The organism is Kocuria nitroreducens, assembly GCF_042879195.1.
Classification (GTDB): Bacteria; Actinomycetota; Actinomycetes; order Actinomycetales; family Micrococcaceae; genus Kocuria; species Kocuria nitroreducens.
Window position 1 is genome coordinate 93,984 of record NZ_JBHZTC010000012.1, and the last position, 14,675, is coordinate 108,658.

Genomic DNA, 14,675 nt, shown 5'->3' on the forward strand with positions numbered 1-14,675 from the left:
TGTTCGCCTGCCCCGCGCAGGGGCCCTCCCCGATCCGGAGCAGGGCGTCGGCCATCAGCAAGTACACCTCGTCCCAGGAGGCCACGACCTCAGGCGTCGCGGCGTCGTCGAGTTCCCGGGCGATCGCGCCGAACGGGTGTGCGTGGACGATCGGGCAGTGCGCGGGCAGCACGCCCAGGGACGCGTGCTGGTGCGCCCACCGCCGTGCTTCCCGGCGGCTCGGGCGGGCGCAGCCCGATGGACACCAGCACCGGGCCGACCTGCTGCTCGCTCACGAGGTCCCGCACCCGCACGTCGTCGAGGGAGCCGTAGAAGGCCTCGCGCGCGTCCGCGAGGGCGCGGCGCAGCCGGCACCCGCGGTCCAGCGGGCAGTCCCCACCGGCCGATTCGCACTCGACCATCGCGGAGCCCGCCTCCAGCTCGCGCAGGAGCGAGCCCACGGTGGCGTCCAGGCCGGCGGGGGTGACCGACACCCCGCCGGTGCGGCCGCGGCTCGAAGCGAGCAGGCCGAGCCCGCTCAGCCGGCCCACGGTCTTGGTCACGTGGTGGTAGGGGGCGCCCACGCCCTCGGCGATGGCGCGCGTGGTGAGCTTCTCCCCCTCGGGAACGGCTCCCGTCAGCAGCAGGACGCGCAGGGCGATGTCCGAGAAGGCGGTCAGCCGCACGGCGCGGTCCTCCGGTCGCTCATGGCAGCTCCTTCCGAGACCTCGCGCGTCCCGGCCGGCCGCGGGAGCGCCCCCATTGTCCCACGCGGTCCCCGGACGCGGACGAGGGGCCTCCCCGCGGGAGGCCCCTCGTCCGTCCGCCGGGCCCGGGCGCAGCGCCCCTGGCCCGGGATCACGCCTGGTTCAGGCGGTCCTCCAGGCCGGCACGCTGCTCCAGGATGGGCTCGGGCACGTGACCGAGCCGGTGGAACCACTCGTCGATGCTGGGCAGCTCGGCCTTCCACTCCTCGGCGTCGACCTTGAGGGCGGCCTCGAGCTCCTCGTCGGAGACGTCCAGTCCCGTGAGGTCGAGGTCCTCCCGGGTGGGCACGATGCCGATCGGGGTCTCCCGGCCGCCGGCCGTGCCTGCGAGGCGGTCGAAGATCCACTTGACCACGCGGGAGTTCTCGCCGAAGCCCGGCCAGGCGAACCCGCCGCTCGGGGTGCGCCGGAACCAGTTGACGTAGAAGACCTTCGGCATCTCGTCCTGGCCGATGCGCTCGCCGACCTCGACCCAGTGCTCGAGGTAGTCGTTGGCGTTGTAGCCGATGAACGGGAGCATGGCCATGGGGTCGCGCCGGACGACACCGACGGCGCCCTTCGCGGCGGCCGTGGTCTCCGAGGACAGCGTGGCGCCCTGGAACACGCCGTGCTCCCAACCGAAGGACTGGGACACGAGCGGGACAGTGGTCTTGCGGCGGCCGCCGAAGACGATCGCGGACAGGGGCACGCCCTCGGGGTCGTCGTACTCGGGGGCGAGGATGTCGACCTGCTTGATCGGGGTGCAGAACCGCGAGTTCGGGTGCGCGGCGGGACGGCCGCTCTCCGGGGTCCAGTCGCGGCCCTTCCAGTCGGTCAGGTGCTCGGGCGTCTCGTCCGTCATGCCCTCCCACCAGACACCGCCGTCGCCGGTGAGCGCCACGTTGGTGAAGATGGTGTTGCCGCGGGCGATGGCGCGCATGGCGTTGGGGTTGGTGGGCCACCCGGTGCCCGGGGCCACGCCGAACAGGCCGGCCTCCGGGTTGGTCACGCGGGCCTGGCCGTCCTTGCCGAAGCGGATCCAGGCGATGTCGTCGCCGACCATCTCGGCCTTCCAGCCGTCGATCGTCGGCTCGAGCATCGCGAAGTTCGTCTTGCCGCACGCGGACGGGAACGCCCCGGAGATGAACCTGCTCTCGCCCTCGGGGTTGGTGACCTTGAGGATGAGCATGTGCTCGGCCAGCCAGCCCTCGTCGTGGGCGATGGCCGAGGCGATGCGCAGGGAGTAGCACTTCTTGCCCAGCAGGGCGTTGCCCCCGTAGCCGGAGCCGAAGGACCAGACGGCCCGGTCCTCGGGGAAGTGCACGATGTACTTGGACGGATTGCACGGCCAGGGCACGTCCTCCTCGCCCGGGGCCAGCGGGGCGCCCAGCGAGTGCAGGCACTCGACGAAGAAGCCGTTCTGCTCGGTCATCTTCTCCAGCACGGGGGTGCCGATGGTGGCCATGATGCGCATGGAGCACACCACGTAGGCGGAGTCGGTGATCTCCACGCCGTAGCTGGGCTTCGAGGCCTCCAGGTGACCCATGACGAAGGGAATGACGTACATCGTGCGCCCGCGCATGGCGCCGCGGAACCTCTTGCGCAGGGAGTCCCTCATCACCTGCGGGTCCTCCCAGTTGTTGGTGGGACCCGCGCCCTTCTCCGTCTTGGTGCAGATGAAGGTGCGCTCCTCGACGCGGGCCACGTCCTCCGGGTCCGAGAACGCCGCGAAGGAGTTGGGGAACTTCTCCTCGTCCAGTCGGACGAAGGTGCCCGCGTCCACGAGCTCGTCGGTGAGCTGCGTCCACTCGGCCTCCGAGCCGTCGACCCAGTGGATGCGGTCGGGCTGGGTCAGCTCCGCCATCTCGCGCACCCACGAGAGGAGGTGCGCGTGGGTGGTGGGCGCGTTGTCCAGGGCGCCCTTCACAGCCTCGTTCAGCCCGGTGGTCTCCGTCGTTGCAGTGGGGTTGTCAGCCATTGACATGTCTCCTCGTTGAGGCCGTCCGCCGACCGCCCGGGGCTCTCGTGCTGGTGCTCGTCGTCGAACACTCGGCCCGGTGTCACCGGACCCACAGTGAGCGGCGTGGAGGTGGGCGGCCGGTCTCTACTGTGATGTGGGCCCATCGTAGCGTCCCGGCCCCGGCCGCCCCAGTAGGATGACGCGCGCCGCGGCCCGTCACGTCGGGTGTCGAGCCGGACGCCGGCGGATTTTGCGGAGCCGGGGGCCACATGTAGAGTTGTATCCGGCTTGAACGGCGGTGACGCCGGGACGCCGATGCGCCTGTAGCTCAACGGATAGAGCATCTGACTACGGATCAGAAGGTTGGGGGTTCGAATCCCTTCGGGCGCACAGGCAACAGGCTCCTCACTGGTGGAAACACGAGCGAGGGGCCTGTTCCACGTTGACCGGGACGTGTGCCGCCCACGGTTGCCCCACTTCTTCGTCCGGGACCTGTCCCCCGCGGGGGTCCAGCACAGCTGAGACGTCCGGCGCCACACCGGCCCGTTCCACGTCGACACGCCCCGTGATCGCCAGGGATGAGTGCCCCAGCAGCGCGGCTGCGTCGTGGACCGTGGACGACCCCTCCACCATCGTCGCGACCGATCTCCGCAGCGCGTGCAGGTTCACCCACTCCAGGCCGTCCAAGTGCTTCGATGCCCCGGCTGCACGCCACAGCCGCTGAACGATGTTCGTCCACCGCAGAGTGCCCGTGCTGGATGGGAACGCGAGGTCGCCATCGTCGGGCCACTCCTCGACCGACCGGGCCAGCAGCGCATCGGCCACGAACCCCGGCACGGTCACCACACGGAAGCTGCTCGACGTCTTCACACCCTGCCGCACCACACCCCCGGCGAGCTGCACCACGGTCCCACTGATCGTGATCCTGACCGGCGTAGCCCCGAGGTCGACATCGGACCACCGCAACGCCAGCACCTCTCCGATGCGGGCGCCCGTCCCCAGCCTCACGTCGATGATCGCGGGAAGATCCTTCGGGCGGGGATGACCCGCCTGATCCGGGTCACTCACGTAGGCCCGCTCGTACCGGGACAGTGTTCGGGGCGGCGCCTCCCGGACTGCTCCAGGTCCGCCAGCCATACGGTGAGGAGGTCCCGGACGAGGGTGGTGGGCGTGACAGTGGTCCCCGTGCGCCTGGCCGGCGACGCCCTGGATGCGTGCCGGCGTCGCGTTCAGGAAGACAACCGCGGCCACCGCGGACGAGCGGGCGGTCAACGGGCGGCTCGAGCATCTGCGCGGTTCTGCGCTCGGGTTCCGCAACCGCACCGATGGCATCGCCAGATCCCTGCTGGAGACCGGCGGGGTCAACCCCCGACGACACCCCGGATTCTGAAGAGTTCCATTGATCGTTGTCCAGGGCCTCGCGTCCTGCTGAACACGAAAGCGCCCCCGCCTGGGAGTGGGTGGGGGCGCTTCCTGGTCCAGCACGGGGGTGCTGGACCGCCCAGCCGAGGGGGTGGCTGGGGTGGGTGCCGTCGGGGCCTGGTCCTGTCCATGGGTCCATCGGCGGGAACATGTCTATGACTACGCATTTTACGCCGAGGGGGCCAGCACGACGTGTCGCGGGGATAACGAAATGACCCCTCCCTATACCGCAGGGGTCGCGCATGGTGACGCCCCCACGATTGACGCCGAAATGATATCGACTCTCTTTCCGGGTGTCAGTAGCGTCGGCTGTGCGGTGACCGAAGCGGCGCACAGGTTTGATGCATCGTGATCCATGGGGGGACAGCGAACCTGCCGCTACCAGAGCCGGCTGCCGTAGAGAGCGCCCCCTCATTCCCCTGAGTGTGGGCGCTCTCGCTGTGCACGGAGCGTGGGCAAGCCCGCGCCCGACGGGGGGCGTCGGGACACGGGCCTGCGGCGCCGAGCCGCTCCAGCGCTTCGCCTCGCTTGCTGCAAGGAGGGGCGCAGCCGTGTGCGGTTGGCGGCGGACCAGGAGGTCAGTTCCTGCAGTGCCGCCGCTCCCCGGAGGTCAGCACTCCGCCCCGGGAGCGCCGGGAGAGCAGGGACCACAGGGATCGTGAGGACAGCACCGACATAGCGCTCAGGGAGCTCCCGATGGACAGAACTGAGCCGAAGGACCCGATGCTGGCGATGGAGGCGCTCGACCCGATGCTGCCTATGGAAAGGACCGAGCCTTTCGAGGCGATGGACAACAAGGAGTCGTCCGACCACAGCGACCATTTGGATCCATGCTCTGTCTTGCCCATGGGGCCATTTTCCTGCGCCGGATGCAGTGACGACAAGGACGTGCGCCATTCGTGACGGCGTGGTCCCTTCCGGGCGAATCAGCTACCGTGCGCCCGGGTTGCCGGTGTTCCGGGTTCTGCGCTCCTCGGTCCCCGTGGCAGGAATCTTGACGTGGCCGCGGGGGCCGAGGCGGACGGTGCGGTCGGCCCACGTTCACCCCACGTCTTCGAGGCTTCCCCACGGAATCGGACGACACTCAGATGTGAGCGGATCCGGCTACTTCCTTCTCGTGCCACGGATGACGGCACCCGGAGGCACCCGCCGGAGTGCTTGACGGCAGCACAGAAGGTCGGGGGTTCGAATCCCTTCGGGCGCACCCCATGGAGGAGCCCCTCAGCGGCGGAAACGCCGTGACGGGCTTCCCCGTGCCCGGCCCCCGCCTCGCAGGACCGGGACGGGTCAGGCCGCGGCGAGGGCGTGGATGTCTCCCCCGGCGCGCCCCACGAGGCCGCGGGTCACGACGCCGTCCAGCCCGGGCAGGGCGGCCAGGCGCAGCGCCAGACGCCGCGCTTCCAAGCGCCCCCGGGAGGACGGCAGGAACCACTGCGCTCCGCCGCGGGCGACGCGCTGCTTCTCGGTCACGACCGGCCGCCAGACCCGCTCCCAGCCCGTCAGCGCCTCCTCGACCGACGCGGCGCGGACCAGCCGCTCGGCGAGCAGCCACGCCCCGGCGATCCCCAGCGAGGCGCCCTGACCGCCCAGCAGGGACACCGCCTGGCCCGAGTCCCCGAGCAGCACGACCCGGCCGCTGCTCCACTGCGGCACCTCGATCTGCGCCACCTGGTCGTAGTAGAGCCGGTCCGCGCCGGGGCAGGCCGTCAGGGCGCGGGGCACGATCCAGCCGAGCGTGCCGTGGACGGCGCGCAGGGTCTCGCGGGGATCTGCCGGCAGGGTCGGCCCGGCGGCCCGGTGCACGGCGAACACGGCCAGGCGCCCGTCGCGCAGCCCGTAGAAGCCCATTGCCCGGTCGACGCTGTCGGTGAGACAGAATCGGTTGCCGACCTGCCGGTACGCCTCCGGGTCCTCGACCACGAACGCCGCCGTGTGCAGGCCCATCCAGCGGCGGAAGCGCTCCTCGGGCCCGAACACCGAGCGCCGCACGGCCGAGTGCACCCCGTCGGCGCCGACCACCAGGTCGGCGTCGAGCACCGTGCCGTCGTCGAGCACCGCGCCCGCGCCTCCGTGACGCTGCCGGACCCCCACGACGCGCCTCCCGAAGCGGAGGTCCGCGACGTCCCGGGCATGCTCGCGCAGCACCCGCTCGAGGTCGGGGCGCATCACGCTGACGAGGTGCCCGTCGAGGGCATGGGCGAACCGGGCGAACGGCAGCCCTGCCCGGTCGCGGCCGCGGTCGTCCACGTAGCTGAGCCGCTCCACCGTGTAGCCGAGCTCGAGGACCGCCGGCAGCACGCCCATCGCCTCTGCGGCGTCCCAGCCGGGGCCGAAGAAGTCCATCATGTAGCCCTGCTCCCGCGGGCTCGGCGCCCGTTCCAGGACGACGACGTCCCAGCCCTGTCGGCCCAGGCACCCGGCCAGCGCCAGTCCGGCAATGCCTGCCCCGCAGACGACCGCGCGCACGGCCCGCGCCCCTCAGTACCGGTCGCCGACGGCGCTGACGCCGTCTAGCAGGGCGAGGTCCTCGGCCGTCAGGCGCAGCTCCGCGGCCGCGGCGTCCTCCCGCAGGTGGCCGGGGTCGGTGGTGCCGGGGATCGGCAGCACGTGCCCGCCCCCCACCGTGGTCCAGGCGATCGCGACCGCCGCGAGGGAGGTCTCGTGCCGGCGGGCGACCTCGCGGAGGGGCGCGAGCACGGCGTCCTCGTTGGCGGCCCTGGCCTCCGGCGTGAAGCGGGGGCTGCGCGAGCGGAAGTCGTAGCCGGAGAACGTCCGGTCCGCGAGGGTCCCGGCGAGATAGCCGCGGCCCAGCGGGGAGAAGGCGACGAACACCGCCCCGTGCTCGGCGCACCACCCGATGACGTCCCCGGAGGGGTCCCCGTCGGCGGTGGGGCCCGATCCGTCGGGGTTGCGGGTCCACAGGGAGTACTCCGACTGGACGGCCGCGACCGGGTGGATCGCGTGCGCCCGGTCGGCCTGCTCCGTGCTGACCTCGGAGAGTCCCACGTGGCGCACCTTGCCCGCGGTCACGAGCTCCCCCATCGCGCCCCATGTCTCCTCGAGGGGCACGTCGGGGTCCACGCGGTGCAGGTAGTAGAGGTCCACGACGTCGGTGCGCAGACGGCGGAGGCTGTCCTCGATCGAGCGGCGCACCTCGTCGGGGTGCCCGCAGCGCTCCGTCCGGGGCGGTTCCAGGGACGCCGCGCGCAGCCCGGTCTTGGAGCAGAGGAACACCTCGTCCCGGCGTCCACCGAGAGCTGCGCCGACGAGTTCCTCGTTCGCTCCCCCACCGTAGAGCACCGCGGTGTCCACCACGTTCAGGCCGAGATCCACCGCCAGCGCGAGCACCTCGTGCTTGCGCCGCTCGGTCAGCCCGTGCCGGTCGTAGACCCAGCTCAGGCCCATGGCCCCGAACCCGATGGCACCCACGCGGTCCCCGGACGGGGTGAATTCGATCTGTCGCATCCAAGACTCCTTCGTCGGTCCGGCCGCCGCGCGGACGCCCGGCGGCCGGAGCGCCGCCGGTCAGCGGCCTCCCGCGGACGGTCGCGGCACCGTGAAGTCCACTAGGCGGGCGTCGGCGCCGTCCAGTCCCGCCCAGGTGCCGGCGACCTCGAGGACCGCCAGGCCGGCAGTGGGGCAGCCGTCGGCCAGGGCCATGACGGCGTCGTAGTCGGAGTCCGGTGTGGCCAGGCGGAGAGCTGCGTCGCGCAGTCCGGGCAGGTGGCCGATGAGCAGCAGGGACTCCACGGTCTCAGGCACGTGGTTGACCACCGCGATGATCCGGCTGTCCTGGGCCGCGTAGAGGGACTCGTCGAGCCGGGCGGTCGGTGCGAGGTCGCCGAGCTCGCTGCACACCCACGTGCAGGTCTGGCGCGCGCGCAGGGCGCTCGAGCACAGGATCATGTCCGGCACGTGCCCGTTCGCCAGCAACCAGCGCCCCGCGGCGGCGGCGTCCACGGCCCCGCCACGGTCCAAGGGGCGGTCGTGGTCGGCCACGCCCCACGGATGCTCGGCCTCCGCGTGGCGCATGAGGACGAGCTTCTTCCGGTCGTGGCGGGTCATCGGTTCATGATGCCACGTGTCCGCCGGGCACGGAGCGACCCCGGCTCCTTCCCGTCAGGGGAGGGAACCGGGGCTCGCACGGGTCGACAGCGGATCAGATGGAGTACTCGGGGGCGGCCCACACGACGACCTCGGGGTGCTCGTAGAAGCGGTAGCCCTGGCCGCGGACGGTGCGCACGGTGTTCGCCAGCCGGCCGAGCTTGGAGCGCAGGCGCCGGATGTGCACGTCGATGGTCCGCTCGTTGGGCACTTCCTCGGAGTCCCGCCACAGGCTGTGCAGGAGCTCGTGGCGGCCGACGGTCCGGCTGCCGTTCTCCACGAGGTAGTTCAGCAGCTCGAACTCCTTGAACGTGAGGTTCAGCAGACCGCCGTCGAGGAAGACCTCCCGCCGGGAGAGGTCGATGAGCACACCGGTGGACTGGCTGGTCTTCGTCTCGGGTGCCGGCGCGGGCGCGGCGGGCGCCGCGGGCCGCACGGTCCCCGAGGTGGGGTCGCCCAGGGCATTGCGGACGACCTCGAGGTCGGTGCCGGCGGTGTTGGCAGGGGCCAGCGCCACGGCGGCGTAGGAGTCGGCCTGCGGGACCAGCTGCTGGGCGTACGCCCGGATGCTCTGGACCATCTTGACCAGCGAGGTGCCGCTGGCCGCCGCGGTCTCCTCGTCGAGACCCACGTAGATCACGAATCCGCGGGCCTCGTTCTCCTGCGCCTGCGGACGCGGCGCCGCGTCCCGCTGCAGTCGGGTGGGGAGCGGGGCCTCGCCCGGCGCGGCCGGCATGGGACCCATCGTGCTCCGGAGGCTACGGTAGTCGGCGGGGGCCGCCTGCCCCCGCTCAGGAGCCGCGGCCGGACCGCGGGCAGCGCGAGCTTCGCTCGAACGGTTGCGCTGGGAAATGTGCACGTATCCCGGTGTGCCTGGCATTTGCTGCCCCTCTGTCTTTCCGTTATGCGGCGGACGAGACTCCGTCCGCCTGAGTCGATCCGCCCCTCGGAACGGCCCCACCACCGTCAGCTCCCGAACTCCCGGCTCCGTGGTGGTCGGGGAAGGTCCCCGCGAAGCTGACAAATTCCTGACAGTGGCATTGCTCTCATCGTCCACCAGCCTTATCGATCCTGCAAGTAATATTCACGGGGCTATCTCACGATGCGAGATTAGAACGCCAGCTGTCCAAGTCCTCCTCCAAAATGAACTCCCTTCACCAGACAGCGGCAGCACCATCGACCGCCTCTTCCCTGGAATATCAGACATCTGGGACGTTCTCCGTGGCCTTCCATCCGGAAGCATTTCTCAAGCCGCCTGTCAAGACGGCCATTGCGCGGAACAGCTCGTCTCACTCTGCGGACATGGGGTAAGGGGCACAAAAAGGGCCCGCCGACGAGGTCGACGGGCCCTTTTCGGTCCCCGGCCTGCGGATTCTCGGGTGCTGCGGTCAGTCGACCACGCCGTAGAGCCGGTCCCCGGCGTCCCCGAGCCCCGGGACGATATACGCATTCTCGTCGAGCCGTTCGTCCCTCGCAGCCAGGACGATGTTCACCTCGGAGTCCCCCAGCTCCTCCTCGAGGGCGGCCAGGCCCTCGGGGGCGGCCAGGAGGCACACGCACGTGATCTGCTCCGCCCCGCGGCGGTACAGGAACTTGATCGCCTCCCGCAGGGTCCCTCCCGTGGCCAGCATCGGATCGAGCACGAAGACCTGGCGCCCGGTGAGGTCGTCGGGCAACCGCTCGGCGTAGGTGATGATGTCGAGCGTGTCCTCGTTGCGGGCCATGCCCAGGAAGCCCACCTCGGCCGTGGGGACCAGCCGGGTCATGCCCTCGAGCATGCCCAGTCCGGCACGGAGGATCGGCACGACCAGCGGACGGGGCTTCGACAGCCCCACGCCCGTGGTGCGCGTGACCGGAGTCTCGATATCCACGGGTTCCACGCGGACGCCCCGCGTGGCCTCGTACGCGAGCAGCGTCACGAGCTCCTCGACGAGCAGGCGGAACACCGGGGACGTGGTGTTCTTGTCCCGGAGCACGGTCAGTTTGTGTGCCACCAATGGGTGGTCGAGAACGGTCACTCGCATGGACCAAAATTACCATCGGGCCACAGGGGCGCCCCGTCCCCTCGCCGGGGCCTGCCCGGCCCGGCGATCCGCCCAGGAGGAGACCTGCATGGCACTGCCCCCGCGCACCCGCTCCGAGGCCCGGGCGGAGGAGTGGATGTGGCTGGCCCTCGCCGAGGCCCGGGCGGCGCTCGAGACGCATGACGTGCCCGTCGGCGCCGTCGTCGTCGGCCCGGACGGGACGGTGGTCGGGCGCGGCCGCAACCGCCGGGAGGCCGACGGCGACCCCACGGCCCACGCCGAGATCCTGGCCCTGCGCGACGCCGCACGCACCCGGGGCTCCTGGCGGCTGGACGGCTGCACGCTGGTGGTGACCCTCGAGCCCTGCGCCATGTGCGCGGGCGGGATCGTCCTGGCCCGCGTGCCCCGGGTGGTGCTGGGCGCGTGGGACGACAAGGCCGGCGCCGCGGGCTCCGTCCTCGACGTGCTCCGCGAGCGGCGGCTCAACCACTGGGTGGAGGTGACCGGCGGCGTGCTGCAGGAGGAGTGCGCCCGGTTGCTCCTCGACTTCTTCACGGCGCACCGGCGCGGCGGGGACGACGACGCCGGACCGCCCGTCCCCGGTCCCGCCCGCCCCGCGGGTTTTGGCGGTTGAGCACGCCAGCCGGTACAGTACTGCGAGCTGGTGACGTGTCCGAGCGGCCGAAGGTGCATCACTCGAAATGATGTTTGGTGTAAGAGCCAACGAGGGTTCAAATCCCTCCGTCACCGCCAGTCGGGAAGGCCCCGGGTCCTGAGGGATCCGGGGCCTTCTGCTTCTCCGCCCACCTCGTCTGCTGATCCCGGGGTCAACGGGCACCCACGCGAGATCGTGGTCGGCCGGGGGCCTCGCCTCCCTCGAGTGCCGCACCGTGCGCGAGCGCCGGCCCGGCCGAGCCGGCGGGCCCGGCGCGGGCCCCGTTCCGTCCGGGGCGCCCGCCGCGCGACCGTACAATGGGGCGGGATTTCCGACGTCGAGACCAGGGGACACCACGCCCCGAGGAGGCCATCCAAGTGAGCAGCATCAACATCACCGTGATCGATCGCGAGGGCAACCGCACCGAGGGTGTCGAGTGGAAGGACTTCGAGAGCCTCATGGAGGCCCTCACCCGCCACAAGTACCCGATCCTCGCGACCTGCGGCGGCAACGCGTCCTGCTCCACCTGCCACTCGTACCTCGACCAGGACACCTTCGCCAAGGCCAACGAGATCAACGACGAGGAGGAGGACCTCCTCGACATGCTCGACGACACCCGGCACGACACCTCCCGGCTCAGCTGTCAGGTCGAGTGGTCGGAGAAGCTCGACGGCGCCGAGGTCACCATCGCCCCCGAGTGGTGACCCGCTCCTCCCCGCGGGGACGCTCCCGCCAGCTCTGACCAGACCCCGAACGGACCGGCCGTGCCGGCGCGCAGGAAGTGGACCATGACCGACATCCGTGACGACCTCACGACCCGCGCCGCCTACGTCTCGGACGCGTCGATCTACCGCCGGCTGCCCGAGGCGGTGGCCGAGCCGCGCAGCGTGGAGGAGGTCCGCGAGCTGCTCGCCCTGGCGAAGGATCGCGGTTGGTCGGTGGTCTCCCGCGGCGGGGGCACCTCCGTGGCGGGCAACGCGATCGGCGAGGGACTGGTCATCGACACGTCCCGGTACTTCAACCGGATCCTGTCGATCGACCCCGCGGCGGGCACCGCCACGATCGAGCCGGGAGTGATCTGCGACCAGCTGCGCTCCGCGGCCTCCGAGTTCGGCCTCACCTACGGCCCGGACCCCTCGACGCACTCCCGCTGCACGATCGGCGGCATGGTGGCCAACAACGCCTGCGGCTCCCACTCCGTGGCGTGGGGCACGTCCGCGGACAACCTGGTCTCGCTGAAGGTCATGCTCGCCGACGGCCGGGTGGTGGAGCTGCACGGGGGCGGCACCTCCGAGCCGGGGCTCGACCGGGCGCTGGCCGGGATCCGGGACCGGCACCTGGCGATGCTGCGCACCGAGCTGGGCCAGTTCCCGCGCCAAGTCTCCGGGTACGGGCTGCACTACCTGCTCGGGGAGAAGGGCTTCGACGCCGCCAAGGCCTTCGCCGGGACGGAGGGCACCTGCGGGATCATCACCGAGCTCACGGTCCGGCTGGTGGCCAAGCCCGCCCACACAGCCCTGGCCGTACTGGGCTTTCCGGACGCGTTCGAGGCCGCCACGGCCGCCCCGAAGCTGCGCGTGCCCGGGGTGTTCACGATCGAGGGCATGGGCTCCGACCTGCTCGACGCCCTGCGCACCCGCCCCGGCCAGGAGCACGCCGGCGGCGAGCTGCCGCGCGGCGGCGGCTGGCTCTACTGCGAGGTCGGCGCGGACAGCCTGGAGGAGGCCGAGGCCCGGGCGAGGGAGCTGCCGGGGCTGGTCCCCGAGAACGTCGTGGACTCCGTGGTCGTCTCCGGCGCGGCCGAGGCCAAGGCCCTGTGGCGGATCCGCGAGGCCGGGGCCGGCATCGTGACCCGCCTGCCCGAGGGCGGGGAGGCCTGGCCCGGCTGGGAGGACTCCGCGGTGCCGCCGGCACGGCTGGGCGAGTACCTGCGCGACCTCTACGACCTGCTGCACGAGCTGGGCCTCACCGGCATCCCCTTCGGGCACTTCGGGGAGGGGTGCGTGCACATCCGCATCTCCTTCGACTTCAGCACCGAGGACGGCATGGCGACGTACCGCACGTTCATCGAGCGCGCCGCGCGGCTCGTGCACCGCTACGGCGGCTCGGTCTCCGGCGAGCACGGCGACGGCCGGGCCCGCTCCGAGCTGCTCGCTACCATCTACTCTCCCGAGGCGCTGGCCTCCTTCGCGGAGTTCAAGGCCGTCTTCGACCCGGACGGCGTCTTCAACCCCGGCGTGCTGGTGGACCCGGAGCCCATCGACCAGGGAATCCGCCCCGGGCCCGGCGCGCGGACGTTCGCGCTCACGCCCGTGCACGCGTTCTCCGCCGACGGCGGCTCGTTCTCCAGCGCGGTGAACCGGTGCGTGGGCGTGGGCTCCTGCCGCTCGGACGTGGGCGCCATGTGCCCGTCCTTCCAGGCGACCCGCGACGAGGTGCACTCGACCCGGGGCCGGGCCCGGTCCCTGGCCGAGATGCTGCGCGGGGAGTCCATCACGGACGGCTGGAAGTCCAAGGAGACCCTCGAGGCCCTGGACCTGTGCCTGTCCTGCAAGGCGTGTGCCACCGAGTGCCCGGTCAACGTGGACATGGCGACCTACAAGGCCGAGTTCCTGCACCACCACTACCGGCACGGCCTGACGTCCTTCCTGGGCCGGGACCGGCGGCCGATGGCGCAGTTCACGATGGGCTGGATGCCGCTCCTGATGCGGATCGTGGAGAAGGTGCCCTTCTCCTTCCGGGTCATCAACCTGGCCGAGTCCTTCCGCCCCGTCGAGGAGCTGACCAAGCGCCTCGGCGGGATCGAGCCGAAGCGGCGGATGATCTCCTTCGCCGAGCAGCCGCTCACCCGGTGGTTCCGCTCCCGTTCCGCCACCCGGCCCGGGGGCGAGGACGCCGAGTCCCGCCCGTCCGTGGTGCTGTGGCCGGACACGTTCACGAACTTCTCCGCCGACGCCCCCGGGAAGGCCGCCGTGGAGGTGCTCGAGGCCATGGGCTACCGGGTGCTGATGCCCATGGGCAACGTCTGCTGCGGGCTGACGTGGCACTCCACCGGGCAGCTGGACATGACGCAGAAGGTGCTGCGCGACACCCTCGACGTGTTGGAGCCGCTGCTGGAGGCCGGGTACCCGATCATCGGGCTCGAACCCTCGTGCACGGTGATGCTCCAGGAGGAGATCACCGAGCTGCTCCCCGACGACCCCCGCGCCCGGCGCGTCACCGAGCTGACGACGACGATCGGCGCGTTCGCGGCCCGGCACCTGGCCGACGGCGGCGCGTGGCCGTTCCGGGAGCTGGCAGGCGGGGCGGGCCCGGCCGGTGCCGTGTGCCAGGTCCACTGCCACCAGCAGTCGATGAACGGCTACGGCCCGGAGCTGGAGGTCCTGGCGAAGCTGGGCGTGGACACCGCCGTGGTCGGCGGCGGGTGCTGCGGGCTCGCGGGCAACTGGGGCTTCGAGCCCGGGCACTACGAGGTCTCCCAGACCCTCGGCGAACGGGAGCTGTTCCCCGCGATCCGCGACGCCGCGGACGGCACGATCGTGCTCGCCGACGGCTTCTCCTGCCGCACCCAGATCGCCCAGGGCACCGGCGCCGACGGCGTCCACCTCGCCGAGGTGATGCGCGCGGCGCTGCCCCCGGAGGAGCCCGGCGAGCGGTAGCGCGCCGGGCGCAGCACCGGCCGGTGCGTGCGCCGCCTCCGGCCGCCGTGTCGGTGGCCCTGCCTAGAATGAAGGGCCCGGGAGGGTCGGCTTCCCGGGACGTGGCACGCCACGACGTCCGCTCGA

12 protein-coding genes and 2 tRNA genes are annotated in these 14,675 nt (G+C 71.7%); 6 read left to right on the forward strand and 8 right to left on the reverse strand.

The features are described from left to right. Nucleotides 1-89: 89 nt before the first annotated feature. Together ACFYE1_RS10085 and ACFYE1_RS10090 are read right to left on the reverse strand one after the other, a co-directional pair. Nucleotides 90-665 carry an RrF2 family transcriptional regulator gene (locus ACFYE1_RS10085; RefSeq protein ID WP_387742384.1) on the reverse strand — a complete coding sequence of 192 codons (576 nt, stop codon included), beginning with the start codon at nucleotides 663-665 and terminating at the stop codon, nucleotides 90-92. 172 nt (nucleotides 666-837) lie between these two features. Further along, the gene (locus tag ACFYE1_RS10090) at nucleotides 838-2,703 is read right to left on the reverse strand and encodes a phosphoenolpyruvate carboxykinase (GTP) (protein WP_387742386.1); all 1,866 of its coding nucleotides are present in this window, start codon (nucleotides 2,701-2,703) and stop codon (nucleotides 838-840) included. A 299-nt stretch (nucleotides 2,704-3,002) separates the two neighbouring features. Between ACFYE1_RS10090 and ACFYE1_RS10095 the strand changes: the two genes are divergently transcribed. Beyond that, a tRNA-Arg gene (locus ACFYE1_RS10095) sits at nucleotides 3,003-3,075 on the forward strand. Between the two features lie 15 nt (nucleotides 3,076-3,090). Here ACFYE1_RS10095 and ACFYE1_RS10100 read toward each other — a convergent pair. Then, nucleotides 3,091-3,822, reverse strand: coding sequence for a tyrosine-type recombinase/integrase (locus ACFYE1_RS10100; RefSeq protein WP_387742388.1), 732 nt, complete (start codon nucleotides 3,820-3,822; stop codon nucleotides 3,091-3,093). 981 nt (nucleotides 3,823-4,803) lie between these two features. On the opposite strand from ACFYE1_RS10100, the gene ACFYE1_RS10105 reads away from it, so the two are divergent. Then, on the forward strand, nucleotides 4,804-5,010 hold the full coding sequence (locus ACFYE1_RS10105; RefSeq protein WP_387742390.1) for a hypothetical protein: 207 nt from the start codon (nucleotides 4,804-4,806) through the stop codon (nucleotides 5,008-5,010). A 384-nt stretch (nucleotides 5,011-5,394) separates the two neighbouring features. Here the strand turns inward: ACFYE1_RS10105 and ACFYE1_RS10110 are convergent, their stop codons facing one another. The 5 genes from ACFYE1_RS10110 to upp all read right to left on the reverse strand — a co-directional run bounded on the left by ACFYE1_RS10110 (nucleotide 5,395) and on the right by upp (nucleotide 10,235). After that, a complete protein-coding gene (locus tag ACFYE1_RS10110; RefSeq protein ID WP_387742392.1) occupies nucleotides 5,395-6,573 on the reverse strand; it encodes an FAD-dependent monooxygenase in 1,179 nt (392 codons plus the stop codon). A 12-nt stretch (nucleotides 6,574-6,585) separates the two neighbouring features. Then, on the reverse strand, nucleotides 6,586-7,572 hold the full coding sequence (locus tag ACFYE1_RS10115; protein ID WP_387742394.1) for an aldo/keto reductase: 987 nt from the start codon (nucleotides 7,570-7,572) through the stop codon (nucleotides 6,586-6,588). Nucleotides 7,573-7,632: 60 nt separating this feature from the next. After that, a complete protein-coding gene (locus ACFYE1_RS10120; RefSeq protein WP_387742396.1) occupies nucleotides 7,633-8,172 on the reverse strand; it encodes a SixA phosphatase family protein in 540 nt (179 codons plus the stop codon). 94 nt (nucleotides 8,173-8,266) lie between these two features. Beyond that, the gene (locus ACFYE1_RS10125; RefSeq protein WP_387742398.1) at nucleotides 8,267-9,091 is read right to left on the reverse strand and encodes a winged helix-turn-helix domain-containing protein; all 825 of its coding nucleotides are present in this window, start codon (nucleotides 9,089-9,091) and stop codon (nucleotides 8,267-8,269) included. A 508-nt stretch (nucleotides 9,092-9,599) separates the two neighbouring features. Then, nucleotides 9,600-10,235, reverse strand: a complete 636-nt coding sequence (gene upp / locus ACFYE1_RS10130) for a uracil phosphoribosyltransferase (RefSeq protein WP_387742400.1) — start codon at nucleotides 10,233-10,235, stop codon at nucleotides 9,600-9,602. Between the two features lie 88 nt (nucleotides 10,236-10,323). Between upp and tadA the strand changes: the two genes are divergently transcribed. The 4 genes from tadA (at nucleotide 10,324) to ACFYE1_RS10150 (ending at nucleotide 14,549) form a co-directional block, all read left to right on the forward strand. Next, nucleotides 10,324-10,869 carry a tRNA adenosine(34) deaminase TadA gene (gene tadA, locus ACFYE1_RS10135; RefSeq protein WP_387742402.1) on the forward strand — a complete coding sequence of 182 codons (546 nt, stop codon included), beginning with the start codon at nucleotides 10,324-10,326 and terminating at the stop codon, nucleotides 10,867-10,869. A 29-nt stretch (nucleotides 10,870-10,898) separates the two neighbouring features. After that, nucleotides 10,899-10,988: transfer RNA gene (locus tag ACFYE1_RS10140), tRNA-Ser, on the forward strand. A gap of 279 nt (nucleotides 10,989-11,267) precedes the next feature. Continuing rightward, nucleotides 11,268-11,594 (forward strand): 2Fe-2S iron-sulfur cluster-binding protein, encoded by a 327-nt coding sequence (locus ACFYE1_RS10145; protein WP_387742404.1) that lies wholly within the window; start codon nucleotides 11,268-11,270, stop codon nucleotides 11,592-11,594. Between the two features lie 84 nt (nucleotides 11,595-11,678). Beyond that, the gene (locus ACFYE1_RS10150) at nucleotides 11,679-14,549 is read left to right on the forward strand and encodes an FAD-binding and (Fe-S)-binding domain-containing protein (RefSeq protein ID WP_387742406.1); all 2,871 of its coding nucleotides are present in this window, start codon (nucleotides 11,679-11,681) and stop codon (nucleotides 14,547-14,549) included. Nucleotides 14,550-14,675: the final 126 nt, after the last annotated feature.